The sequence below is a fragment of the Delftia sp. WY8 genome, assembly GCF_018437695.1.
GTDB lineage: Bacteria > Pseudomonadota > Gammaproteobacteria > Burkholderiales > Burkholderiaceae_C > Comamonas > Comamonas tsuruhatensis.
In genome coordinates, this window is sequence record NZ_CP049795.1 from 2,334,457 (window position 1) to 2,357,998 (window position 23,542).

Consider the following 23,542-nt stretch of genomic DNA (forward strand, 5'->3'; position numbering starts at 1 on the left):
CTGTCTTTCCGAATTTCCGCTGTCCCTTCCTTCACCCAACCCACTGCCTCACAGGAGATCACCATGACCGACCGCAAGTACCTCGAAGTCCTGACCCCCGCCAACAGCCAGATCATCTTCATCGACCAGCAGCCCCAGATGGCCTTCGGCGTGCAGTCCATCGACCGCCAGGTGCTCAAGAACAATGTGGTGGGCCTGGCCAAGGCGGCCAAGGCCTTCGACATTCCCGCCACCATCACCACGGTGGAGACGGGCAGCTTCTCCGGCCACACCTATCCCGAACTGCTGGCCGTGTTCCCCGAGCACAGGCTGCTGGAGCGCAGCTCCATGAATTCCTGGGACGACCAGAACGTGCGGGACGCACTGGCCAGAAACGCCGCCCAGGGCCGCAAGAAGATCGTGGTCTCCGGCCTGTGGACCGAGGTGTGCAACACCACCTTCGCCCTGTCGGCCCTGCATGACACGGACTACGAGATCTACATGGTGGCCGACGCCTCGGGCGGCACGTCGCTGGACGCCCACAACTACGCCATGGACCGCATGGTGCAGGCCGGCGTGGTGCCCGTGACCTGGCAGCAGGTGCTGCTGGAATGGCAGCGCGACTGGGCCCGCCGCGAGACCTATGACGCGGTGATGGACATCGTGCGCGAGCATTCCGGCGCCTACGGCATGGGCGTGGACTATGCCTACACCATGGTGCACAAGGCCGCCGAGCGCGTGCAGCATGGCGAGACCGTGGGCCCGAACCCCGCCAAGGCCTGAGCACCAGCGCCGCCGCCGGCCCGCCAAAGGAGTCTCGCCATGAAGCTCTATGCACTTTCCCTTGGGGCCGGCCTGCTGGTCGGCGTGGTCTACAGCCTGCTGCAGGTGCGCTCGCCCGCACCGCCGCTGGTGGCCCTGGTCGGCCTGCTGGGCATCCTGGCCGGCGAGCAGATCGTGCCCGTGGGCCGGCACCTGCTGCAGGGCATGGACCTGCGCAGCGCCTGCAGCAAGACGCAGGCCACCGAGCATGTGCTGGGCCAGCTGCCCGGCCGCAAGAACGCCGATGCCGATGCCGATCGGCACCACGGCGGACCCCTCCCCCTCGCTCCAAGAAAACTGCACCATGACCACGCGCAGAAAAGTCCTGGGCTCCGCCGCCACCCTTGCCATGGGTGGACTGCTGGGTTGCACCACCAACGCTCGCCAAGGAGCCTCCATGTCCGATTCCACGCCCGAAGTCATCTTCCACAATGGCCGCTTCACCACGCTGAACAAGGCCCAGCCCACGGCCACCGCCGTGGCCGTGAAGGACGGCCGGTTCATCGCCGTGGGCTCGGACGCCGAGGTGCTGGCCCTGGCCGGCAGCGGCACGCGCCGCATCGATCTGCAGCGCCGCAGCGTGCTGCCCGGCCTGTTCGACAACCACACGCACGTGATCCGTGGCGGCCTGAACTTCAACCTGGAGCTGCGCTGGGACGGCGTGCGCTCGCTGGCCGACGCGCTGGACATGCTCAAGCGCCAGGTGGCCAACACGCCCGCGCCGCAGTGGGTGCGCGTGGTCGGCGGTTTCACCGAACACCAGTTCGTGGAAAAGCGCCTGCCCACCATCGAGGAGATCAACGCCATCGCGCCCGACACGCCGGTCTTCCTGCTGCACCTGTATGACCGCGCCCTGCTCAACGCGGCCGCCCTGCGCGCCGTGGGCTACACCCGCGACACGCCCGAGCCAGCAGGCGGCGAGATCACGCGCGATGCCAACGGCAACCCCACGGGCCTGCTGCTGGCCAAGCCCAACGCCACCATCCTCTACAGCACGCTGGCCAAGGGTCCCAAGCTGCCGCTGGACTACCAGGTCAATTCCACGCGCCACTTCATGCGCGAACTCAACCGCCTGGGCGTGACCGGCGTGATCGATGCGGGCGGGGGCTTCCAGAACTACCCCGACGACTACGACGTGATCCAGAAGCTCAGCGACGCCAACCAGATCACCGTGCGCCTGGCCTACAACCTGTTCACGCAAAAGCCCAAGGAGGAGAAGGCCGACTTCCTCAACTGGACGCAAAGCGTGAAGTACAAGCAGGGCAACGACTATTTCCGCCACAACGGCGCGGGCGAGATGCTGGTGTACTCGGCCGCCGACTTCGAGGACTTCCGCCAGCCGCGCCCCGACATGCCCCCCAGCATGGAGGGCGACCTGGAGGAAGTGGTGCGCGTGCTGGTGCAGAACCAATGGCCGTGGCGCCTGCACGCCACCTACGACGAGACCATCTCGCGCGCGCTCGATGTGTTCGAGAAGGTGCACCGCGACACGCCCATCGACGGCCTGAACTGGTTCTTCGACCATGCCGAGACCATTTCGGACAAGTCCATCGACCGCATTGCGGCGCTGGGCGGCGGCGTGGCCGTGCAGCACCGCATGGCCTACCAGGGCGAATATTTCACCGAACGCTACGGTGCGCGCGCCACCGAGGCCACGCCGCCCGTCAAGAAGATCCTGGAGCGCGGCGTGAAGACCTCGGCCGGCACGGACGCCACGCGCGTGGCCTCCTACAACCCCTGGGTGTCGCTGTCGTGGATGGTGACGGGCAAGACCGTGGGCGGCCTGCAGATGTACCCCCAGCGCAACCTGCTGGACCGCGAGACCGCGCTGCGCATGTGGACCGAGAACGTGGCCTGGTTCTCCAACGAGGAAGGCCTGCGCGGCCGCATCCAGGTGGGCCAGCTGGCCGACATGATCGTGCCCAGCAAGGACTATTTCGCCGTGCCCGAGGACGAGATCTCCTTTCTCACCTCCGAGCTCACCGTGGTGGGCGGCCGCGTGGTCTATGGCGCAGGCCCCTTCCAGCAGCATGACGACAACCCGCTGCCGCCGGCCATGCCCGACTGGTCCCCCGTGCGGCGCTTTGGCGGCTACGGCGCCTGGGGCGAGCCCGAGGGCGCGGGCAGAAACTCGCTCAACCCTGCGCGCTACCGCAGCCTGGCGGCGGCCTGTGGCTGCGGCACCAGCTGCGGCATGCACGGCCACAGGCATGCCAACGCCTGGGCATCGAACGTGCCGACCTCGGACCCCCGAAGCTTCTTCGGCGCGCTGGGCTGCTCCTGCTGGATGGCCTGAGGAGCACACGCATGACACCCGCCATGACCCAAGCCAGTACGTTCTCCGGCCGCCTTGCGGCCACCGCACGCCCGGTGTTCGGCAGCCAGGCCGTGCGCCTGGTGGCCTACCTGGGCCTGTGCGCCGCCTATCTGCAGGGCGGCCTGGTCAAGCTCACCGACTTTCCCGGTGCGCTGGGCGAGATGGCCCACTTCGGCCTGTCGCCGGCACCGCTGTTCGCGGTCCTGGTGATCGCGCTGGAGCTGGGCGCCTCGGCCATGATCATCACCGGCCGGCTGCGCTGGCTGGGCGCCCTGGCGCTGGCCGCGTTCACGCTGCTGGCCACCTTCGTCGCGCTGCGCTTCTGGGAGCTTCCCGCAGGGCAGGAGCGCTTCATGGCGGCCAATTCCTTCTTCGAGCATCTGGGCCTGGTCGGCGGCTTCCTGTTCGTCGCCTGGCATGACCTGGGAGAGCGCCATGACCGCTGATTCGTCCCGGCCCGCAGCCACTGCCTCCGGCAGCTTCGCGCCGCTGCGCCAGCCCGTGTTCGCGGTGCTGTGGGCGGCAACGGTGCTGGGCAACATCGGCAGCTTCATGCGCGATGTGGCCAGCTCCTGGATGGTGACCGAGCTGTCGGCCAGCCCGGCTGCCGTGGCCCTGATCCAGACGGCGGCCACGCTGCCCATCTTCCTGCTGGCGATTCCGGCCGGTGTGCTGTCGGACATCCTGGACCGCCGACGCTTCCTGATCGGCATCCAGATCCTGCTGGCCGCCGTCAGCGCCAGCCTGCTGCTGCTGGCACGCACCAACACGCTGACGGTGGAGTACCTGGTGGCGCTGACCTTCGTGGGCGGCATAGGCGCGGCGCTGATGGGGCCGACCTGGCAGTCCATCGTGCCCGAGCTGGTGCCGCGCAGCGACCTCAAGAACGCGGTGGCGCTCAACTCGCTGGGCATCAACATCGCACGCGCCCTGGGCCCTGCGGCCGGCGGCCTGCTGCTGGCCAGCTTCGGTGCGGCGGCGGCCTATGGCGCGGACGTGGCCAGCTATGTGTTCGTGATCGCCGCGCTGGTCTGGTGGAAGCGCCCCAAGGCCGAGGCCTCGGCCCTGAACGAGCAGTTCTTCGGCGCCTTCCGCGCAGGCCTGCGCTATGCCCGCTCCAGCCGCGAGCTGCATGTGGTGCTGCTGCGCGCCGCCGTGTTCTTCCTCTTCGCCAGCTCGGTCTGGGCCCTGCTGCCGCTGGTGGCGCGGCGCATGCTGGGCGGCTCGGCAGGCTTTTACGGCGTGATGCTGGGCGCCGTGGGCGCAGGCGCCATCCTGGGCGCCCTGCTGCTGCCGCGCCTGCGCCAGAAGCTGGATGCCGACGGCCTGGTGCTGCTGTCCTCCGTGCTCAGCGCCGCCGTGATGGCCGCGCTGTCCACGGCGCCGCCGCAATGGGCCGCCGTGCTGCTGATGCTGGTGCTGGGCCTGGGCTGGATCATTGCGCTGACCACGCTCAACGGCGTGGCCCAGGCGGTGCTGCCCAACTGGGTGCGCGGCCGCGGGCTGGCCATCTACCTGATGGTGTTCAACGGTGCCATGGCGGGCGGCAGCCTGGCCTGGGGGCTGTTCGCGCAGGGCGTGGGCATTCCCATGGCGCTGCTGATCGGCGCGGCGGGCCTGGTGGCCATCTCGCTGGTGTTCCACCGCATCAAGCTGCCCACGGGCGAGGCGGACCTGCAGGCCTCCAACCACTGGCCCGAGCCGCTGCTGGCCGAACCCGTGGCCCATGACCGTGGCCCGGTGATGATCCAGGTGGAGTACCAGGTGCGCCGCGACGACCTGCCAGCCTTCATCGAGGCCATGCAGCATGTGGCGCGCGAGCGGCGGCGCGACGGCGCCTATGCCTGGGGCATTGCCGAGCACACGGGCGAGCCGGGCCGGGTGATCGAGTGGTTCCTGGTGGAGTCCTGGGCCGAGCATCTGCGCCAGCACCAGCGCGTGTCCAAGGCCGATGCCGATCTGCAGGCCCAGGCGCTGCGCTTTCATATCGGCCCCGAGCGGCCCGTGGTCCACCACTTCCTGGCGCTGGATGCCGCCAGTGCCGCCAGTGCAACCAGTGCCGCAAGCGGGCCTGCGCAGGCACCGGCGCACGGCCACGCCCACTGAAGCGTTGCGGCAGGCCTGGCCCTGGCCTGCGCCCGGCCTGCCCGGACACCTCAGCGGATATCCAGCCGCTCCAGCGCACGCACCAGGTCGGCCAGCGTGCGCACCTGCATCTTGCGCATGGCCTGGCCACGCCGCACCTTCACCGTGATCTCGCTCACGCCCAGGTCCGCCGCGATCTGCTTGTTCAGCAGGCCGCGCACCACGCCCACGACCACTTCCTGCTCGCCCGGCGACAGCGATTGCCAGCAGGCGCGCAGCGCCTGTTCGCCGGCGTCCAGCGCGCGGCGCTGGCGGTCCAGGGCAATGCCCTGCTGGATGGCGTCCAGCAGGTCCTGGTCGCGGAAGGGCTTGGTCAGGAACTCGATGGCGCCGGTCTTCATGGCCTCCACGCTCATGGGAATGTCGCCATGGCCGGTGATGAAGATGGTGGGCAGCTTCAGGCCCATCTCCAGCATCTGGCGCCGGAAGTCCATGCCGCTTTGGCCCGGCATGCGGATGTCCAGCACCAGGCATGCAGGCCCCGCGGGCGGCTGCCGCTGCCAGTGGTCCAGAAACTCGCGCGTGGCGCCGAAGGCGCGCACGCACAGGCCCACCGAGGCCAGCAGGTCCTCGATGGCGGCACGCACCGAGGCGTCGTCATCGACGATGTAGACAAGTGCCTCGGCTTCGGCCGTGGAAGGTTCAGCCATGGCGCAATCCCGTGGAAGACCTGTCGCCCGTGGCCGGGGCGCAGGCAATGGTGATGTGAAAGACCGTGCCGCCGCGCATGTCCTCACGGTCCGTGGCCCAGATGCGGCCGCCGTTGGCCTCGGCCATGTGGCGGCAGATGTTCAGGCCCAGGCCCATGCCGTCGGGCTTGGTGGTCCAGAAGGCATCGAACAGGTGAGTGCGGGCCAGGGGCGACAGGCCTTCGCCCGCATCGGCCACGGTCAGCACCAGTTGCTGGCCCAGGGCCTGGGTGGTGACGGTGATGCGCCGCTGCGCGGCCGGCGTGCCCTGCATGGCATCCATGGCATTGATCAGCAGGTTGGCCAGCACCTGCTGGATGTGCACGCGGTCGGCCCAGGCCGGCTGCAGCGCGGGCGCCAGTTGCAGGTCCAGGGCCACGCCGCGCCGGTCCAGCTCGGCGTCCGACAGGCGCGCCATCTCGCGCACGGCGTCGTTGAGGTCGAAGGACTGGCGGCTGGGCGCCTCGCCGCGCGCCATGCTGCGGATGCGGGCAATGACATCGCTGGCGCGCTGCGCATCGCCCAGGATGCGCTCCAGCGCCTGGCCGGCCTTGGCGAGATTGGGCGGCTCCTGGGCCAGCCAGCGCTGGCAGGCATTGCCGCTGGTGACGATGGCCGCCAGCGGCTGGTTGACCTCATGGGCGATGGAGGCCGTCAACTGCCCAAGGCTGGTGGTCTGGGTGATGCGCATCAGCTGGGTGCGCGCCTCATGGGCCGCGTTCTGGGCCGCCACCATCTTCAGGCCCAGATAGGCCGTGATGGCAATGGCCAGGATGCTGATCACCATGTTGATCAGTCCGGTGCGATAGGCACCGGCAGGCGTGAGCGCAAAGCTGGCCAGGGTCAGCACGATGCACAGCGCCGTGAGGCCGATGACCACGCGCGGGCTGAACCAGCGCACTGCCACCAGGATGATGGCGGTATGGAACACGGCGGCCGCCACGGCGTAGTCGGTCAGCGTGTCGAGCGCGAAGATCGCGGCCATGGCGACGCCCATGGCCGCCAGGATCAGGGCCCGGGGCCAATGGGGAAAGCGGCGCAGAGCGGTGGTCATGACGTGCAGGGAAAAGGAATGGACTGTCAGCTGCCAATTCTCATTCAAGAAGCCGCTGCACCTGAATGCAGGCTATACCCGAACCGTACGATACTGGCGCGACCCAAAACAAGGGACACCGAGGAAGGGACGCCCCGCACCGAAGGTGTCGTCCCCCTCCCGCGTAGCGAGAGAGGGGGAAGCCGCGCAGCGGCTCAGGGGGTTCACAACACTGGTCGCCGGCCCACGCTCAGTTGGAGCTCCACGGTGGCCTTGGCCAGCTCGGTCTCGGCCTCCAGCGATCCCAGGTAGGCCTCGTCGGCCGAGCGCTGGGCGGACAGCAGCTCCAGCAGCGAAGCCTCGCCATGCCGGTAGGACAGGCGCATGCCCTCGAGCACGCGCTGCGCATCGCGCAGCACGCCGTCGCGGTAGCGCTGCACGTTCTCGCGCGCGGCGGTCAGGCGAAAGCGCGCGCCGCGCACATCGGCCTCTGCCCGGTTCTGGGCCTGCTGCAGGGCCAGCATGGCCTGCGTCACGGCCGCCTCGGCCTGCACCAGATCGCCCCGGTCCAGACGCGACAGCGGCAGCGGCACGCTGACCGAGACCGACAGCGTGCGCGAGCGCCCGCCGCCATCGAAGGGATTGCCCTGGGCATCGGTGCCGGCCGCCGTGGACGGCACGGCGGCCATGCCCACGGCCAGCGTGGGATTGACCCAGCGGTTGGCCTGGGCCAGGCCCGCGTTGTCGCGTGCATGCTCCAGCGCCGCCTGGGCGATGCGCACCTCGGCGCGCGACTGCAGCGCCTGGGCGACCAGGGCATCGGCATCCTCCAGCCCCGAGTCTTCGGCCAATTCCATGAAGCCGCATTGCAGCGTGTCGCTGGCAAAGACTTCGGACAGGCGGCGCCCCAGCGGGACGGACAGCGCCAGCCGCGCGGTCTGCGCCTCGGCACGCGCCTGCACCACCTCGGCCTGGAAGCGGTCGCGTTCCACGCGCGACTGCAGCCATTCCACGCCGCCGATGTCGCCGGCCTTGCGCCGCAGCTCGTTGGCCTGCACCACGTCGCCCAGCGCCTTCAGCGTCTGCTGCTTGCGCTCCAGCGCCAGCGAGTCGCGGCAGGCCTGGGTGTAGTCCTGGGCGGCATCGGAGAACAGCTGGCTGCGCACGCCTTCAAGGCCGGCCTCGGACAGGCGCACCTGGCTGCGTGCGGACTGGATGCGCGCGGCGCGCTTGCCGCCCGTCTCCAGCTCCATGCTGATCTCGTAGTTGCGCGTGGTGGGCCGGGGCTGGCCGGTGCGCACCTGCTCGCGCGAGGCGCCCAGCGTGAGGCTGGGGTCGGGGCGTATGCCGGCGATGCCGATGCCGGCACGCGCGGATTCCACGCCCTGCTCCTCCGAGCGCAGCAGCGGGCTGTGCTGCTCCACGGCGTTGAGGTAGTCGGAAAAGCGCAGGCCGGCGGACGGCGCCGTCTGCGCCTGGGCTGCGGCGCCAAGGCACAGCAGCACGGCCAGGGCCTGCCTGGGGAAGAAAAGGGTCGTTTGCATGGCGACTCGCATCAATGGGGTTGGCTCGTTGCGGTCCGATGCCCGCCCTCGTCCTCGGCGGCATCCGGATCGCCGCTCTCACCGCGTTCAGCGGCGCGGCGCTGGCGGCGCTCGGCCGCGCGGGCGGCACGGGCCTCGATCACGTAGTAGAGGTTGGGCAGCAGCAGCAGGGTCAGCAAGGTGGCGCTGAACAGGCCGCAGACGACGACGGTGGCCAGGGGCCGCTGCACGTCGCTGCCCAGGCCCGTGGCCAGCATGGCCGGCGTGAGGCCGAAGGCCGCGACGGTGGCCGTCATCAGCACAGGGCGCATGCGGCTGGAGGCGCCTTCGAGCACGGCTTCGCGCAGGCCCAGGCCGTCCTCGCGGCGCAAGCGGTTGATCTGCGAGACCATGAGCACGCCCGAGAGCACGGCCACGCCGAACAGCGCGATGAAGCCCACGGCGCTGGAGACGTTGAGCGTCATGCCGCGCAAATGCAGGCCCGCAAAGCCGCCGATCATGGCCAGCGGCACCACGCCCAGCACCAGCAGCGGCTGGCGCAGGTTGCCGAACTCGCCGAACAGCAGCACCAGCATGATGCCCAGCGTCAGCGGCAGGATCATGAGCAGCCGCGCCTCGGCACGCTGCAGGTTCTCGAACTGGCCGCCCCACTCGATGTGCAGCTTCTGGCGGTCGTAGTCCAGGTGCTGGTCGATGGCGGTGTGCGCATCCTTGAGGAAGCCCGCCAGGTCGCGGCCGCGCACATTGAGCTTGACGAGGATGTGGCGCTCGCCGCCCTCGCGCACGATGACGCTCTGGCCCACGGTGGTGGTGATGCGCGCCACGTCGGCCAGCGGCACCTGGGCGCCATTGGCCGCCGACAGGCGCAGCGCGCCGATGGCCTCGGGGCTGCTGCGCGTGTCGGGCGTGAAGCGCACGGCCATGTCGTAGCTGCGCTCGCCCACGTACAGCTGGCCGATGGAGGCCCCGCCCACGCCGGTGGAGATGAGCTGCGCCACCTCGGAGGCATTGATGCCGTAGCGCGCGGCAGCCGCGCGGTCCAGCGCAATGCGCAGGTTGGGCAGCGGCGGCTCCACGTCCACGGCCACGTCGGCCGCGCCGGGCACTTTCTCCAGCACGGCCACCAGGGCATCGGCCACGCGCCGGTCTTCGGCCAGGTCCTGGCCGAAGACCTTTACCGTGAGGTCGCTGTGCGCGCCGGACAGCTTGTCCTGCACGCCGTCGATCATGGGCTGCATGAAGCCCACGGAATAACCGGGCAGTTGGTCGAAGCGCGCGGCCATCTTCGCGATCAGCTGCTGCTTGGTCAGGCCCGATTTCCATTCGCCATAGGGATGCAGGCCCACGCTGGCCTCGATGTGCGAGGGCGTCCAATAGTCCGTGCCGTCATCGTTGCGCCCGGTCTGGGTGACGATGTAGGAGACCTCGGGGAACTCCAGCGCAGCGCTGCGCAGCGCGTCGGCCATGTCGCGCGCCTTGTCCAGCGTGATGCCGGGCGGCATCTGCACCTGCAGCCAGATGGAGCCTTCGTCCAGGTACGGCAGGAAGTCGCGGCCCATGGTGCCCGCCAGCACGCCCAGCGCCAGCAGCGAGGCCGCCACGGCCCCCGCCAGCCAGCGCACGCGGCCCACGGCCACGCCCAGGAAGCGGTCATAGCCCACGCCCAGCCGGTGCAGCACGGGGTTGTGGAAGATCTTGCGCGGCCTGCGGAAGGCCAGCCAGGCCAGGGCCGGCGTGAGCAGCAGGGCCACGGCCAGCGCCCCGACCAGGGCCGCGCCCACGGCGCTGGCCATGGGCGAGAACAGCTTGTACTCGATGCGCTCGAAGGCGAACAGCGGCAGATAGGCGGCCGCGATCACGCACATGCCGAAGAAGATGGGCCGCGCCACCTGCAGCGTGGCCGTGATGGCGTCCTTGGGCGTGAGCGGCCGGTTCTGGTCGGCCTCGCGGCGCCGCAGGATGTTCTCGACCACGACCACGGCGCCGTCCACCAGGATGCCGAAGTCGATGGCGCCCAGCGACAGCAGGTTGGCCGGAATCTTCGCGTGGTGCATGAAGATGAAGGCCAGCAGCAGCGCCATGGGAATGGTCAGCGCCACGATCAGCGCCGCGCGCGGGCTGCCCAGGAAGACCAGCAGCACCAGGGTGACGACGATCAGGCCTTCGGCCAGGGTCTTTCCCACGGTGTGGGTGGTGCGTTCGATCAGCGTGGTGCGGTCCAGGTAGGGCACGACCTTCACGTCGGGCGGCAGCAGCTTGCCGTTGAGCTCCTCCACGGCGGCGTGGATGCCCTCCAGCGCCTGCGAGGGGTTGGAGCCCTTGAGCAGCAGCACGATGCCCTGCAGGGTGTCGGAGTTGCCGTCCTTGCCCAGGATGCCGCGCCGCTCCACGTTGCCGTAGGTCAGCCGCCCCAGGTCCTTGACCAGCACGGGCGTGCCGCTGTCCGTGGTCTTGACGACCACGTTGCCCATGTCGTCCAGCGAGCCCAGCAGGCCCACGCCGCGCACCACATAGGAGACATCGCCCCGGTCGATGACGCTGCCGCCGCCGCTGGCGTTGTTGGCATTGATGGCCTCGATCACCTGGGACAGCGCCAGCCCGTACTGCAGCAGCCGCGCCGGGTCCAGCTCCAGCATGAACTGCGTGGTCAGGCCGCCGAAGTTGGTCACGTCCACCACGGACTGGGCCTTCTTCAGGCGCGGGATCACCACCCATTGCTGCAGCTCGGACAGCTCGCGCAGGCTGCGCACGGGGCTTTCCAGCGTGTAGCGGTAGACCTCGCCCGTGGGCGAGCTGTAGGGGTCCAGCCCGGCGCGGGCGCCATAGGGCAGCGTGACCTCGTCGATGCGCTCCTTCAGGCGCTGGCGCGCCCAGTAGCCGTCCACGCCGTCCTCGAAGACCACGGTGATCAGCGACAGCGCGAACAGGCTGCGCGAGCGCAGCACGTGCATGCCGGGCGTGGCCAGCAGGGCGCGCTCCAGCGGAATGGTGATCTGCTGCTCTATCTCCTCGGCCGCAAGGCCTGGCACCTGGGTGACGATCTGCGAGGTCACGTCGGCAATGTCGGGATAGGCCTCCAGCGGCAGCTGCTTCCAGCTGAACACGCCATACAGGGCCGCGAAGCAAAAGACCAGCCAGACCACGCCGCGGCGCGAAAAGCCGATGTTGACGATGCGCTCGATCATTGCAGCAGCACTCCCCCGTTGACCACCACGCGCTCGCCGGCGGCCAGGCCCGAGAGGATCTCGGCCTGGCCGTCCTGCTGCGCGCCGACCTGCACGTCGCGCGGCTCGAAGCGCCAGCCGCCCTTGTCCACGAACACGCGCGTGCTGACCTGGCCCTGCAGCAGCGCCGCGGCCGGCACCATCACGGCCTGGCGCGCCGGGGCGTCGAAGCCCACGCGCGCAAACATGCCGGGGCGCAGCCGCCCTTCGGGGTTGTCCACGGCCACGCGCACCTTGACGCTGCGCGTGGCGGTGTCCACCAGCTCGCCCACGTACTGCACGCGGCCCTGCAGCTGCAGGTCGGGATAGGCGGCCAGCGCGATGTGGGCCTGCTGGCCCACGTCCACATGGGCCAGGTCGCGCTCGCTGACGCTGGCGCTGAGCCAGACCTTGCGCAGGTCGGCCACGGTCATGACGGAGGCATTCACATCGTTCCAGTAGCCGCCCTGCGAGCCCGCCATCTCCACCACGCGGCCGCTGATGGGCGACTTGACCACGTAGCTGCCGCGCGAGCCTTCCTGCACGGCCGCACCCAGCTGGGACAGATGATCGGAGGCGGCGCGCGCATCGGCACCTGCTGCGGCCAGCGACTGCTGCGCGGCCTCGTAGTCCTTGCGCGCGGCGATCTCGGCATCGAACAGCAGCTTCTGGCGGTCGAATTCCTGGCGCGCGTGCAGCAGCGCGGCCTGGGACTTGGCGTGCTCGGCACGCACGCTGGAGATCTCGGAGGAGTCCATGGTGATCAGCGCATCGCCGGCCTTCACCGCATCGCCCAGCTGGTGGTGCAGGCGCACCAGGCGGCCCGCCACGGGCGGCGTGATGCGGACCAGCTTTTCAGGCTCGGCCTCGATGGTGGCGGGGGCCGACAGGCGGGTCTGCAGCGGCTGCAGGGCGATCTCGGCCACCTGCAGGCGCTCGCGCAGCGGCGAGCCTTCGGGCACCACGATGAGGTTGCCTTCGCGGCGCACGGGAGCCGGCTGCGGGACGGCGGTGGCGGGGGTTGCTGCTGCAGCCTGGGTTTCGGCCGGGCCGTTGCAGGCGGCCATGGCCACGCTGATCAGCAGCCCGCCCACAGGCCAGGCGGCCGCCAGCAAGGGATGGCGCTGGTGCAGGCCATGGAGTCGGTCATGGGGTCGGCCATGTGGTTGGCCATGGGGTCGGCCTGGTCGTTCAGAAGCGAGAAAGCGGGTCATCCTGAGGTCTCCGGGCGCCACGGACCCGCGCAGACCTCTCGCCCCTTCAGGCGATCACAGGTCTCCGCCCGGGTCCGGGCAGATCAAGAAATGGAAGAAGGGAAAGACGGGAAGGGACGGCGCGGCAGCGCCTGGCAGGATCGGGATCGGAATCAGGATCGGGGTCCATGGGGTACTCCTTTGCGTGTGGGTGGCGCAGTCCCCGTGCAGGCCGGGAGCCCTGTTTGCTGCAGTGCAATATGTGCCCGGAATTATCAAAGGCGAAAGTGCCTGCGGCCAGCCTTTGTTGGGAAGGCTGGCCTGTTCATTGGTGGATGCGGGATATACCTTCGTATAGAAGATGGCCGGCACAAGGCCCCCTCGGCCCGGCCCAGCCCGGCCCGGAAAGCAAAAAGCCGCCAGCGCGGAGCGGGCGGCTTGCGGGCGATGGCCTGCGGGAAAGCTCAGTCCACTTTCAGGCCGATGGCTTTCACCAGTTCGCCAAAGCGCTCGCGCTCGGTGGCGTGGTGGTCGATGAAGGCCTTGCGGCTCAGGGGCGCGGGCGTGGCGCCCAGGGTGAGGATGACGTCGTTGACGTTCTTTTGCTCCAGCGCCTTGGCCACGGCAGTGCGAACGGCCTCGATCACCGATTCGGGCGTGCCCGTGGGCGCGTAGATGCCGAACAGCGTGTCGGCGTCAAAGCCCGGCAGGCCGCTTTCGGCCAGCGTGGGCACGTTGGGGTATTGCGGCGAGCGGTGCGGGCTGCCGATGGCCAGCAGGCGCAGCTTGCCCGCCTCGACCTGCTTGAGGCCCGGACCCGGGTCGAACCAGAACTGCAGCTGCCCGCTGAGCACGTCGCTGAGCGCCGGGCCCGCGCCCTTGTAGGGGGCATGCACGGCATCGACACCGGCCATGCGCTTGAACATCTCGCCGGCCAGGTGCGGCGAGCTGCCCTGGCCCGGCGAGCCGTAGGACAGCTTGCCGGGGTTGGCCTTCAGGTGCTTGATGAAGTCGGCCACGTTGGTGGCGGGCACGGCAGGATTGGTCTCCAGGAACACATGCACGCGCGCCACGGCAGCCACGGGCGTCAAGTCCTTTTCGGGATTGAAGGCCAGCTTGCTGTAGATCATCGGGTTGATGGTGATGGCCCCGCCCGAGCTGAGCAGCAGCGTGTAGCCATCCTTGGGCGCGCGCACGGTTTCGCTGATGCCGATGTTGCCGCCCGCGCCGGGCTTGTTGTCCACCACCACCGACTGGCCCAGCACCTGGGACATGGTGGGCGTGATGGCGCGCGCCAGCACATCGGCCGCGCCGCCGGGCGCGAAGTTCACGACCAGGCGCACGGGGCGCTCGGGCCATTTGTCGCCGGCCTTCTGCGCCAGTGCAGGGACCGAGGCCGTCGCGCCCAGCAGGGCCAGCAGGCCCAGGCGGCGCCAGCGGCTGAAGGGGGTTGTCTTGTGCATGAGCTATGTCTCCTTGGGTTATGAGTTCTTGAAAACGGTGAGGGCGCCTGAAGCAGCAGCGGCGCAGCGGCGCTACGGTCAATCCAGCCGTATGCCCGCCGACTCGATGACCTGGCCCCAGCGCCGGCTTTCGCTGCGCCAGTAGTCACGCATCTGCGCAGGCGTGCCGGGCAGCGGCTCCAGCGACAGCGCCTCGAAACGCGCCAGCACGGCAGGCGAGCGCAGCGCCTGCTGCAGCGCCACGGACCAGGCCTGCACGGTGGCGTCGTCCGTGCCTGCGGGTGCCACCAGGCCCTGCCAGGCATGGGCCTCGAAATCCTTGACGCCCTGCTCGGCCAGCGTGGGCACGGCCGGATGGCTCCTGAGACGCTCGGCGCTGGCCACGCCGATGACGCGCAGCTTGCCCGCCGCAATGTGCTGGGCCGCCGCCGCGCTGTCGGCCAGCATGAAGGGGATCTGGCCGCCGATCACATCGATCAGGGCCGGCCCCGCGCCGCGATAGGGCACATGGGACATCTTCACGCCCAGGCGCTGCGACAGCAGTTCGGTGGCCAGGTGATGCGGCGTGCCCAGGCCCGGGCTGCCGTAGCTGACGGGGCCTGGCTGGGCCTTCACCCACTGCGTGAACTCCTGCAGGTTGTGCACCGGCAATTGGTTGCCGACCACGAGGAACAGCGGAAAGCGCGCCAGCAGGCCGATGGGCACGAAGTCCTTCTCGGCGTTGTAGGCCAGCTTGCGAAACAGGTGGGGATTGGCCGCCAGCGTGGCGAAGTCGGCCGTGAAGACCAGGCTGCCCAGCTCGCGCGTGCGCGCCGCGTATTCGGCGGCGATGTTGGTGCCGGCCCCGGGCTTGTTCATGACGACCACGGTGCGGCCCAGGGCCTTGCCAAAGGACTCGCCCACGGTACGCGCCACGGCGTCCGAGCCGCCGCCTGCGGCAAAGCCCACCACCCATTCGACGGGCTTGCCGGTCTGGGCGTGTGCCGTGCCCATGCCCAGCAGGGGCGGGGCGCCTATGGCCAGTGCGGCCTTGAGTGCTTGTCTGCGCAGCATCTTGTCTCCTTGTTGTAGTGGCTCGTTTTGCCTTGAGCGCGTTCAGCGCGGTGCGACGGCGCCCGCGTTCTCTGACAGGCTGACCAGTGCATGCAGCGTGCGCGTCACGGGAACGGCAATGCCCAGGCGGTCGGCCACCTGCAGCACGGCACCGTGGATGGCGCCCGTCTCGGTGGCACGGCCGGCCAGCAGGTCCTGCAGCATCGAGGGCTGGTGGCCCCGGTGGTGGTCCAGCGCATCGCGCACGGCCGCACCCACGCGCTCGGCGCTGGCGGCGACGCCATGGGCATGGGCGACGGACAGCACCTCGTCCAGCACGCGCTGCAGCAGGGCCTCGCCCTGCGGATTGGCCAGTCCGTCCACGGTCTGGCGCGTCACGGCGCACACGCCGTTGAAGGCGGCATTGAAGGCCAGCTTCTCCCAGATGGCTTCCTGCACCTGCGGGTCGATGCTGCAATGCATGCCTGCGCGGTTGAGGTCTTCCGCCAGCAGGTCGAAGACCGCGCTGCGCTGGCCGTTGCAGGGCATGAAGCGGATACTGCCCTGCCCCATGGAGCTGACCTCGCCCGGCGACATCACGCGCGCAGGCCAGGTGGTCACGCCCACGGCGATGCGTTCGAGCGGCACCATTTCACGCAACACATCGGCATGGCCTATGCCGTTTTGCAGGCTCAGGAAATGCGTGTCCGGCCCGATGAGATGGGCAATGCCCTGCAGCGCGGCCCGCGTATGGGCCGACTTGGTGAAGACCAGCCACAGCGCGGGCCCCGCCGTGAGCTGCTCGGCCCGCGCCGCATGCACGCGGACCTTGAGCAGCCCCTCATCGGTGTGGCAGCGCGCGCCATCGCGGTTCAGGGCCTGCAGCAGTTCGTCGTTCACATCGACCAGGGTCACGTCCAGGCCGATGCGGGCCAGCCGCGCGCCGAACAGGGTGCCCATGGCGCCTGCGCCGAGGATGCCTATGCTTCTTGTGTTTTCCATTGCCGTGTCTCCTGCAGGGGGCTTCGCCTCAGGCGACTTCGACCTCGACCACGATGGGCTTGGGATGGGCCAGCGCGCGCTCCAGCACATCGGCCAGCTCGGCCGCGTTCTCCACATGCACGCCGTCGCAGCCCTGGCCACGGGCCAGCGCCACGAAGTCGATGTCGGGCAGTTCCGTGCCCTCGACCTTCTCGCCCTCGCGGTAGCCGAAGACATGGGCGAAGTCCTGCAGCGCTGCGTAGCGGCGGTTCTTGAGGATCACGAAGCTGATGGGCAGGCGCAGCTGGGCTGCGCTCCAGAGGGCCTGGATGGCGTACATGGCCGAGCCGTCGCCGATGACGGCGACCACCTTGGACTCGGGCTGTGCCAGTGCCACGCCCACGGCGGCCGGCATGCTGTGGCCCAGGCCGCCGCTGCACATGGTGTAGAAGGTGCCCGAGTGGAAGATGGGCAGGTAGGTCTGGATGGTGGAGCGCGAGCTGGGTGCCTCTTCCACCACGATGCTGCGCCGGTCACGCACCTGGGCCAGCGTGTGCATGGCAAAGGCCACCGACATGCGCTCGCCTGCGGCGGGCGCGGCCGGCACCGGCGCTGCGGGCCGGGGTGCGGGCGCCTGGCGCGGTGCGGGCGCGGGGCGCTGCAGCAGCTCCTCCACGCCCATGCGCACATTGCCCACGGCGGCCGTGCCCACGGGGGCCCAGGCGGCAATGGCCGGGTCCTCGATCAGCTGGTAGAGCGCCGTGCCTTCGGGGATGTGCGGGCCCTCGCCTTCCACGTGGTAGGTGAAGGCGGCCGCGCCCACGGCGAAGACCACGTCATGGCCGGACAGCAGCTGCACGATGCGCTCGCGCATGGCGGGCAGGAAGCCGGCGAACAGGGGATGGTCCTCGGGGAAGCTGCAGCGCCCGCTCATGGGGGCCACGAAGACGCGGGCCTGGTGGCGCTCGGCCAGCGCGACCACGGCATCCCAGCCCTGGGCCCGGTCCACGGCCGCGCCCACGACCAGGGCCGGGGCACGCGCGGCGTCCAGCGCCTGGCCGATGAGCTCCAGCGTGCGCGGGTCGGGCCGCGTCTCGAAGCCCACATGGCGCAGCGTGACGGGCTCGGCCGGCTTGTCCCAGTCATCGGCGGGAATGGAGACCAGCACGGGGCCGCGCGGCTCCTGCATGGCGATGTAGTAGGCGCGCGCCAGCGCCTGGGGCACGTCTTCGGCGCGTGCGGGCTCGCAGCTCCACTTCACATATGGCTTGGGCAGCTCGGCGGCCTGGCTGGAGTGCAGGAAGGGGTCGAACTGCAGCAGCGAGCGCGCCTGCTGGCCCGCCGTGATCACCAGGGGCGTGCGGTTCTTGAAGGCCGTGAAGATGTTGGCCATGGCGTGGCCCACGCCCGCAGCCGAATGCAGGTTCACGAAGCTGGCATTGCGCGTGGCCTGGGCGTGGCCGTCGGCCATGCCCACGACGACGGTTTCCTGCAGGCCCAGCACATAGGAGAAGTCTTCGGGGTAGTCGCGGAACAGCGGCAGCTCGGTCGAGCCCGGGTTGCCGAAGATGCGCGTCATGCCCAGCTCGCGCAGCATGGCGATCACGGCATGGCGCACGGTGTAGGTCGCGGTGTAGGTCGCGGTGGAAGAGGATGCCTCGGCGGGCTGGCTGCGCGGTGTGGTGGGTGCTTGCAAGATGGGGTCTCCTGGGGAATGGGCCGGCCGCCCGGTGCGTGCCGCGCGGTGGCCATGGAAGTCGGTGCCCATGGTGCAGGCGCTTATGATTTCCAGCAATTGAATAAACTATCTAAGAGATATTCACCAAATGGATATCAAGAACCTGGACCTCAACCTGCTGCGCGTCTTTGACGCCGTGTACCGCCACTGCAGCGTCAGCCGCGCGGCCGAGGAGCTGGGCATGTCCCAGCCCGCCGCCAGCCAGGCCGTGACGCGGCTGCGCCTGCTGCTGGGCAATCCGCTGTTCGAGCGCGCGCACGCAGGCGTGCGCCCCACGCCGCGTGCCGAGCGCCTGGCGCTGGCCGTGCGCCAGGCGCTGGAGGTGCTCGAAGTCGCCATGTCCGAGGCCCAGAGCTTCGAGCCGCTGCAGGCGCGCCAGCGCTTTCGCATCCACCTGAGCGACATCGGCGAGGCGCGCTTTCTGCCGCCGCTGATGCAGGCGCTGCACCAGCGCGCCCCGCATGTGCAGCTGGAGACCCTGCCCATGCCGCTGGACGGCATTGCCGATGCGCTGGACCGGGGCACGCTGGACATCGCCATCGGCTTTCTGCCGGGTGGCACGCGGACCCGGCAGACCGTGCTGCTGTCCGACCATTACGGCGTGCTGCTGCGCAGCGGCCACCCCGCGCTGGCGCACGTGCCCGAAGACGCGCCACTGGCGCTGGCCACGCTGCGCCAGCTGGATTTCGCGGCGGTGCGCTCGCATTCGGAGACGCTGCGCATCCTGCAGGCGCTGCGGCTCGATGAGCGCATCCGCCTGTCGGCAGCACACTTCATGGCCGTGCCCTCCATCGTGGGCAAGACCGACCTGGCGGTGATCATGCCGGCCGAGATCGCGGCCGGCTTTGTCGAGCGCGGCGGCTATGCGGTGCGCGATGCCGACCTGCCCGATCACCGCTTCGACGTGTCGCTGCACTGGAGCTGGCGCTTCGAGCAGGAACCGGCCAAGCGCTGGCTGCGCGAACTGGTCTGCGAGCTGTTCCAGCAGCCCCGGCACCGCGAGGCCGCCGCGCCCTGAAGGGCCGGCCGTCACGGCCATGACTTGCGGGCTGCCAACACTAGAGCGTGTTATGCACTTTTACGTGCCCGCGAAAGCCGGGAAAGGGGTCCGGAACGAGGCGTAGCACGCGCCGCGGTTGCCACACCGCAAGCGGGCTGCAACGAAGGGCCGGGCCCCTTTCCCGGCTTTCCCGGAGGGTTGGCTCTGCGCGCAGGCGCTCGCGGCGTTGCAGCGCTTGCCAAGGCTTCAGCCTTGGCGGCGCACTGCGCCTTGCGATCACCAGCGCGCAGAGCCAACGCGGGTACTTAAAAGTGCACAACACGCTCTAGGCAGCCGGGCCTGCCGACTCAGTTTCGTCTAAGAAACCGGCGCCAGACTGGTCCCTGCGCCGACAAGGGCACGCGGCCGGCCGCGCCGAAGATGGGCACCGGCCTGTTTCATCCACTCTCCAGGAAAGACTCACCATGCAACTCAAGGACAAGGTCGCCTTCATCACCGGCTCGGCCAGCGGCATCGGCAAGGAGATCGCCACGCTGTTCGCCAGCGAAGGCGCGCGCATCGTCATTGCCGACCTCAACAAGGAGGCAGCCGACGCCACGGCGGCCGAGCTGCGCGCCACGGGAGCCCAGGCCATGGGCGTGGCCGTGGACGTGACCGACGAGGCCCAGGTCAACGCCTCGGTCGAGGAGGCCGCCCGGGCCTTCGGCGGCATCGACATCCTGGTCAGCAATGCCGGGATACAGATCGTGCATCCGGTGGAGGAATTCAGCTTTGCCGACTGGAAGAAGATGCTGGCCATCCACCTGGACGGCGCCTTCCTCACCACGCGCGCCTGCCTCAAGCACATGTATGCGCAGGGCCGCGGCGGCAGCGTGATCTACATGGGATCGGTGCACTCCAAGGAGGCCTCGCTGCTCAAGGCGCCCTATGTCACGGCCAAGCACGGCCTGATCGGGCTGGCCAAGACCGTGGCCAAGGAAGGCGCCAAGCACGGCGTGCGCGCCAATGTGATCTGCCCGGGCTTCGTGCGCACGCCGCTGGTGGACAAGCAGATTCCCGAGCAGGCCCGCACGCTGGGCATCAGCGAGGACGAGGTCATCAAGAACGTGATGCTCAAGGAAACCGTGGACGGCGAGTTCACCACCACAGAGGACGTGGCCCGCGTGGCCCTGCTGTTCGCGGGCTTCCCCAGCAATGCGCTGACCGGCCAGTCGCTGGTGGTCAGCCACGGCTGGTTCATGCAGTAAGTCGCCAGTCGGCCACCCAATCGGCCCTCAATCGGCCTTCAGGCCCAGCGCACGCGTCACGGCCGCATAGCGGTCGATGTCGGCCGCGATCAGCGCCTGGAATTGGCCCGGTGTCTGCCGCGCCAGGGTGTAGCCCTGGTCGCGCAAGCCAGCGCTGACGGCGGGATCGGCCAGCGCCTGCTCCAGCGTGTCATGCAATGCCTGCACCGTGGCCCGGGGCGTGGCGGCAGGTGCCAGCAGGCCGTGCCACTGCTCCACCGCAAAGCCCGGCAGGCCGCGCTCGGCCACCGTGGGAACGCCGGCCAGCTGCGGCAGTCGCTGCGGCGCCGTGACGGCCAGGGCGCGCACGCGGCCTGCAGCGATCATGGCCGCAGCACTGCTGGCCGTGACCATGCCCGCCGCCACCTGGCCTGCCGCCACGGCCGTGATGGCCGGGCCGCAGCCCTTGTAGGGCACATGCTGCACAAAGCGCTTCGCCTCCCGGGCCAGCATCTCGCCGGCCAGGTGCTGGGGCGTGCCGTTACCGCAGGAGGCGAACAGCAGCGGCCGTTCCTGGTGCGCCTGGGCCAGCGCGTCCTCCAGCGTCTGCAGCGCGCTGTCCGCAGGCACGACCAGCACCGAGGCGATGGAGCCTGCGTTGAACACCGCCGTGAAGTCCTTGCGCGGATCGAAGTCCAGGCGCTCGTACACACCGGGGTTGATGGCGAACGAGCTGTTGGCCATCAGCAAGGTGCTGCCGTCCGCCACGGCCTGGGCCACGGCATGGGCGCCGATGTTGCCGCTGGCGCCGGGCCGGTTCTCCACCACCACGGGCTGGCCCAGGCGCTGCTGCAGCTGCTCGCCCAGGCGCCGCGCCAGCAGGTCCGTGCCGCCACCCGGCGGAAACGTCACGACGATGGTGATGGGCCGCTCCAGGCGCGTGCCGGCCTTGCCGGGCGCCGCCAGCCACAGCCCCGATGCGCCCGCCAGCAGCGCACAGGCCGCTAGCGTCCAGAGTCCCCGCCCGCGCAAAGAAAATGCCATGGCCGAGTCCTCAGGTGTCGAGGCCGATGTCGAGAACCCGGGCGCTGTGCGTGATCCAGCCCACGGCGATCTGGTCCACGCCGGTCTCGGCCACGGCGCGCGCCGTCTCGGGCGTGATGCGGCCCGAGGCCTCGGTCACCGCGCGCCCGCGCGCCATGGAGACGGCCGTGCGCAGCGTGTCCAGGTCCATGTTGTCCAGCAGCACCACTTCCACGCCCAGGGACAGCGCCACCTCCAGCTGCTCCAGCGTGTCCACCTCCAGCTGGATCTGCACCATGTGGCCCACGCCCGCGCGCGCCCGGGCCAGGGCCTCGGCCACGCCGCCGGCCAGCGCGATGTGGTTGTCCTTGATCAGCACGGCATCGTCCAGGCCGAAGCGGTGGTTGCTGCCGCCGCCCACGCGCACCGCGTACTTCTGCAGCGCACGCAGGCCGGGCATGGTCTTGCGCGTGCAGGTCACGCGTGCGCCCGTGTCGGCGATGGCCCTCGCGATCGATGCCGTGGCCGTGGCCACGCCGCTCAGGTGGCACAGGTAGTTGAGCGCCACGCGCTCGGCGGTGAGGATGGCGCGCGCGCTGCCGTGGATGCGCGCGATCTCCTGGCCGGGCGCCAGTTCGCTGCCATCGCGCAGCACCGGCTCGAAACGCGACTGCGCATCCAGCGCACGGAACGCCAGCCGCGCCATGTCCAGCCCGGCCAGCACGCCCTCCTGGCGCGCCACAAGGCGCAGTTCGGCCTGTGCGTCGGCAGGGACGATGGCATCCGTGGTCAGGTCGCCCGCGCGGCCCAGGTCTTCCAGCAGGGCCGAGCGCACCAGCGGCTCCAGCATCAGGTCGGGCAGCGGCGGTACCGGCAGGCGGGCACTGAGGGCATTGGCAATATTAATGCTCATTTTGAGTATATGTAGGTCAAAAAAATGTGGCGCGCGGCCTTGCGGGCTTAAGCGAGGAACTTATGCTAGATACGAGCATAAGTGCTGTCAAGCCATTGACACAATCGGGCAAGTGCCGTGCGGCTCAGGGGGAACCGTCGATTCCCTTGGCCAGGGGCAGCTTGCTGCCCGAGATGGCCCGCTCCAGCAGCACATCGCTGCGAAAGCGGAACAGCTTGGCGGGCCGGCCCGCCGAGCCCACCGTGAGCTGGCCGGTCTCCTCGACCAGATCCTGCTGCTCGATCAGGCGGCGGAAGTTCTGCTTGTGCAGCCCGCGCCCGGCCAGGGCCTCCACCGTCTGCTGCAGCTGCAGCAGCGTGAACTCGGGTGGCATCAGCTCGAACACCACGGGCCGGTACTTGATCTTGGCGCGCAGCCGCGCCATGCCCGTGGCCAGGATGCGGCGATGGTCGTGGTGCATGGCCTCGCCGGGCAGCATGGCGGCCGCGCCATGGACGCGGTGAGCCGCCTCCTGCACCAGTCCGGCCTCGTACAGCAGTTCGTAGCGCTGCAGCACCATGTCCTCGTTCCAGGGCCCGCCGTCCAGGCCGAAGGCGATGTCCGCGCGCTGGCGCCGCAGCGCACGCTGGGCGCCGCGCGCCTCGGCCATCCAGGCATGCAGGCGCGGAGCGATGTGGGAGCGCAGCAGGGCCGGCTCGCCGCCGCGCCAGTCTTCCCAGGGAAAGTAGCGGTACCAGTCCTGCCAGACGGCCTGCCCCGCGCTGCGGTCCGCGGATTCGCGCGTCAGCCCCAGGTAGCTGACCGAGATCACGCGCGCCCCGCTGGCATCGGTGCGATCGCCATCGGCAAAGGTGTAGAGCTGCTCCATGTAGCCCAGCGGGTGATGGGTCTGCTCCTCCACCCAGGCGCGCAGGCCGGCCTGCAGCGAACGGTGCCCCACCTCGAACGGCCCCGCCGGCAGCAACTGCCCGTCCGCCGTGGTCAGCACGCGCGGTGTGCCCTGGGTCACCGCCGCCAGCACGGCGACGAGTTCGGCATGGATGGGAGAGGCTGCGGGACTGGTGGGGTGGGGCACGAAGGTGAGGGAGGTCGGTTGGCGGGATGGGTGATTATGGTGGGTTGAAGGGGCGGCTTCGAGCCCGGCACAGCAGACCGCCACGGGCCATCGGACGGTCAAATTCAACCTGTTGAGCGCCGGCGTGTTTTTCTATCGCATGACTACCCGCGGCGTTCGAGCTGTC

18 protein-coding genes and 1 pseudogene are annotated in these 23,542 nt (G+C 69.7%); 7 read left to right on the plus strand and 12 right to left on the minus strand.

What is annotated here, in order from left to right; all coding sequences use genetic code 11:
• The first annotated feature begins 63 nt into the window (after nt 1-63).
• The 5 genes and pseudogenes from G4D77_RS10830 to G4D77_RS10850 all read left to right on the plus strand — a co-directional run bounded on the left by G4D77_RS10830 (nt 64) and on the right by G4D77_RS10850 (nt 5,224).
• Nucleotides 64-762, plus strand: coding sequence for a hydrolase (locus G4D77_RS10830; RefSeq protein WP_154835590.1), 699 nt, complete (start codon nt 64-66; stop codon nt 760-762).
• Nucleotides 763-801: 39 nt separating this feature from the next.
• Nucleotides 802-1,071, plus strand: a pseudogene (locus G4D77_RS10835) (XapX domain-containing protein); the annotation flags it as partial.
• Nucleotides 1,072-1,198: 127 nt separating this feature from the next.
• Nucleotides 1,199-3,097, plus strand: a complete 1,899-nt coding sequence (locus G4D77_RS10840; RefSeq protein WP_213757953.1) for an amidohydrolase — start codon at nt 1,199-1,201, stop codon at nt 3,095-3,097.
• 23 nt (nt 3,098-3,120) lie between these two features.
• Nucleotides 3,121-3,564, plus strand: a complete 444-nt coding sequence (locus G4D77_RS10845; protein ID WP_174549386.1) for a DoxX family protein — start codon at nt 3,121-3,123, stop codon at nt 3,562-3,564.
• The gene (locus G4D77_RS10850; protein WP_154835594.1) at nt 3,554-5,224 is read left to right on the plus strand and encodes an MFS transporter; all 1,671 of its coding nucleotides are present in this window, start codon (nt 3,554-3,556) and stop codon (nt 5,222-5,224) included. Before G4D77_RS10845 ends, G4D77_RS10850 begins: the two co-directional genes overlap by 11 nt.
• A gap of 50 nt (nt 5,225-5,274) precedes the next feature.
• Here the strand turns inward: G4D77_RS10850 and G4D77_RS10855 are convergent, their stop codons facing one another.
• The 9 genes from G4D77_RS10855 to mdlC all read right to left on the minus strand — a co-directional run bounded on the left by G4D77_RS10855 (nt 5,275) and on the right by mdlC (nt 18,097).
• The gene (locus tag G4D77_RS10855) at nt 5,275-5,913 is read right to left on the minus strand and encodes a response regulator transcription factor (RefSeq protein WP_043824892.1); all 639 of its coding nucleotides are present in this window, start codon (nt 5,911-5,913) and stop codon (nt 5,275-5,277) included.
• Nucleotides 5,906-7,006 (minus strand): sensor histidine kinase, encoded by a 1,101-nt coding sequence (locus tag G4D77_RS10860; protein WP_013804047.1) that lies wholly within the window; start codon nt 7,004-7,006, stop codon nt 5,906-5,908. Before G4D77_RS10860 ends, G4D77_RS10855 begins: the two co-directional genes overlap by 8 nt.
• A 203-nt stretch (nt 7,007-7,209) precedes the next feature.
• Nucleotides 7,210-8,529 (minus strand): TolC family protein, encoded by a 1,320-nt coding sequence (locus tag G4D77_RS10865; RefSeq protein WP_154835596.1) that lies wholly within the window; start codon nt 8,527-8,529, stop codon nt 7,210-7,212.
• 11 nt (nt 8,530-8,540) lie between these two features.
• A complete protein-coding gene (locus G4D77_RS10870; protein WP_154835598.1) occupies nt 8,541-11,714 on the minus strand; it encodes an efflux RND transporter permease subunit in 3,174 nt (1,057 codons plus the stop codon).
• Nucleotides 11,711-12,946: an efflux RND transporter periplasmic adaptor subunit gene (locus G4D77_RS10875; protein WP_154835600.1), complete on the minus strand. Its 1,236-nt coding sequence runs from the start codon at nt 12,944-12,946 to the stop codon at nt 11,711-11,713. The genes G4D77_RS10870 and G4D77_RS10875 overlap by 4 nt, the downstream gene beginning before the upstream one ends.
• Nucleotides 12,947-13,389: 443 nt before the next feature.
• On the minus strand, nt 13,390-14,388 hold the full coding sequence (locus tag G4D77_RS10880) for a Bug family tripartite tricarboxylate transporter substrate binding protein (protein WP_012203478.1): 999 nt from the start codon (nt 14,386-14,388) through the stop codon (nt 13,390-13,392).
• A 78-nt stretch (nt 14,389-14,466) separates the two neighbouring features.
• Nucleotides 14,467-15,441, minus strand: a complete 975-nt coding sequence (locus tag G4D77_RS10885) for a Bug family tripartite tricarboxylate transporter substrate binding protein (protein ID WP_154835602.1) — start codon at nt 15,439-15,441, stop codon at nt 14,467-14,469.
• A gap of 42 nt (nt 15,442-15,483) precedes the next feature.
• The gene (locus G4D77_RS10890; protein ID WP_154835604.1) at nt 15,484-16,422 is read right to left on the minus strand and encodes a ketopantoate reductase family protein; all 939 of its coding nucleotides are present in this window, start codon (nt 16,420-16,422) and stop codon (nt 15,484-15,486) included.
• Between the two features lie 28 nt (nt 16,423-16,450).
• Nucleotides 16,451-18,097 (minus strand): benzoylformate decarboxylase, encoded by a 1,647-nt coding sequence (mdlC, locus tag G4D77_RS10895; RefSeq protein ID WP_213757954.1) that lies wholly within the window; start codon nt 18,095-18,097, stop codon nt 16,451-16,453.
• Between the two features lie 130 nt (nt 18,098-18,227).
• Between mdlC and G4D77_RS10900 the strand changes: the two genes are divergently transcribed.
• A complete protein-coding gene (locus tag G4D77_RS10900; RefSeq protein WP_071954433.1) occupies nt 18,228-19,157 on the plus strand; it encodes a LysR family transcriptional regulator in 930 nt (309 codons plus the stop codon).
• A gap of 446 nt (nt 19,158-19,603) precedes the next feature.
• A complete protein-coding gene (locus G4D77_RS10905) occupies nt 19,604-20,386 on the plus strand; it encodes a 3-hydroxybutyrate dehydrogenase (protein WP_012203473.1) in 783 nt (260 codons plus the stop codon).
• Nucleotides 20,387-20,413: 27 nt separating this feature from the next.
• On the opposite strand, the gene G4D77_RS10910 is transcribed toward G4D77_RS10905, so the two are convergent.
• The 3 genes from G4D77_RS10910 to G4D77_RS10920 form a co-directional block, all read right to left on the minus strand.
• Nucleotides 20,414-21,409 carry a tripartite tricarboxylate transporter substrate-binding protein gene (locus tag G4D77_RS10910; RefSeq protein ID WP_154835610.1) on the minus strand — a complete coding sequence of 332 codons (996 nt, stop codon included), beginning with the start codon at nt 21,407-21,409 and terminating at the stop codon, nt 20,414-20,416.
• Nucleotides 21,410-21,419: 10 nt separating this feature from the next.
• Entirely contained in the window at nt 21,420-22,301 is an 882-nt protein-coding gene (gene nadC / locus G4D77_RS10915) for a carboxylating nicotinate-nucleotide diphosphorylase (protein ID WP_016447964.1), read from the minus strand.
• Between the two features lie 124 nt (nt 22,302-22,425).
• Complete coding sequence (locus tag G4D77_RS10920) at nt 22,426-23,376, minus strand: NUDIX hydrolase (protein ID WP_013804059.1); 951 nt, start codon at nt 23,374-23,376, stop codon at nt 22,426-22,428.
• Between the last annotated feature and the right edge of the window lie 166 nt (nt 23,377-23,542).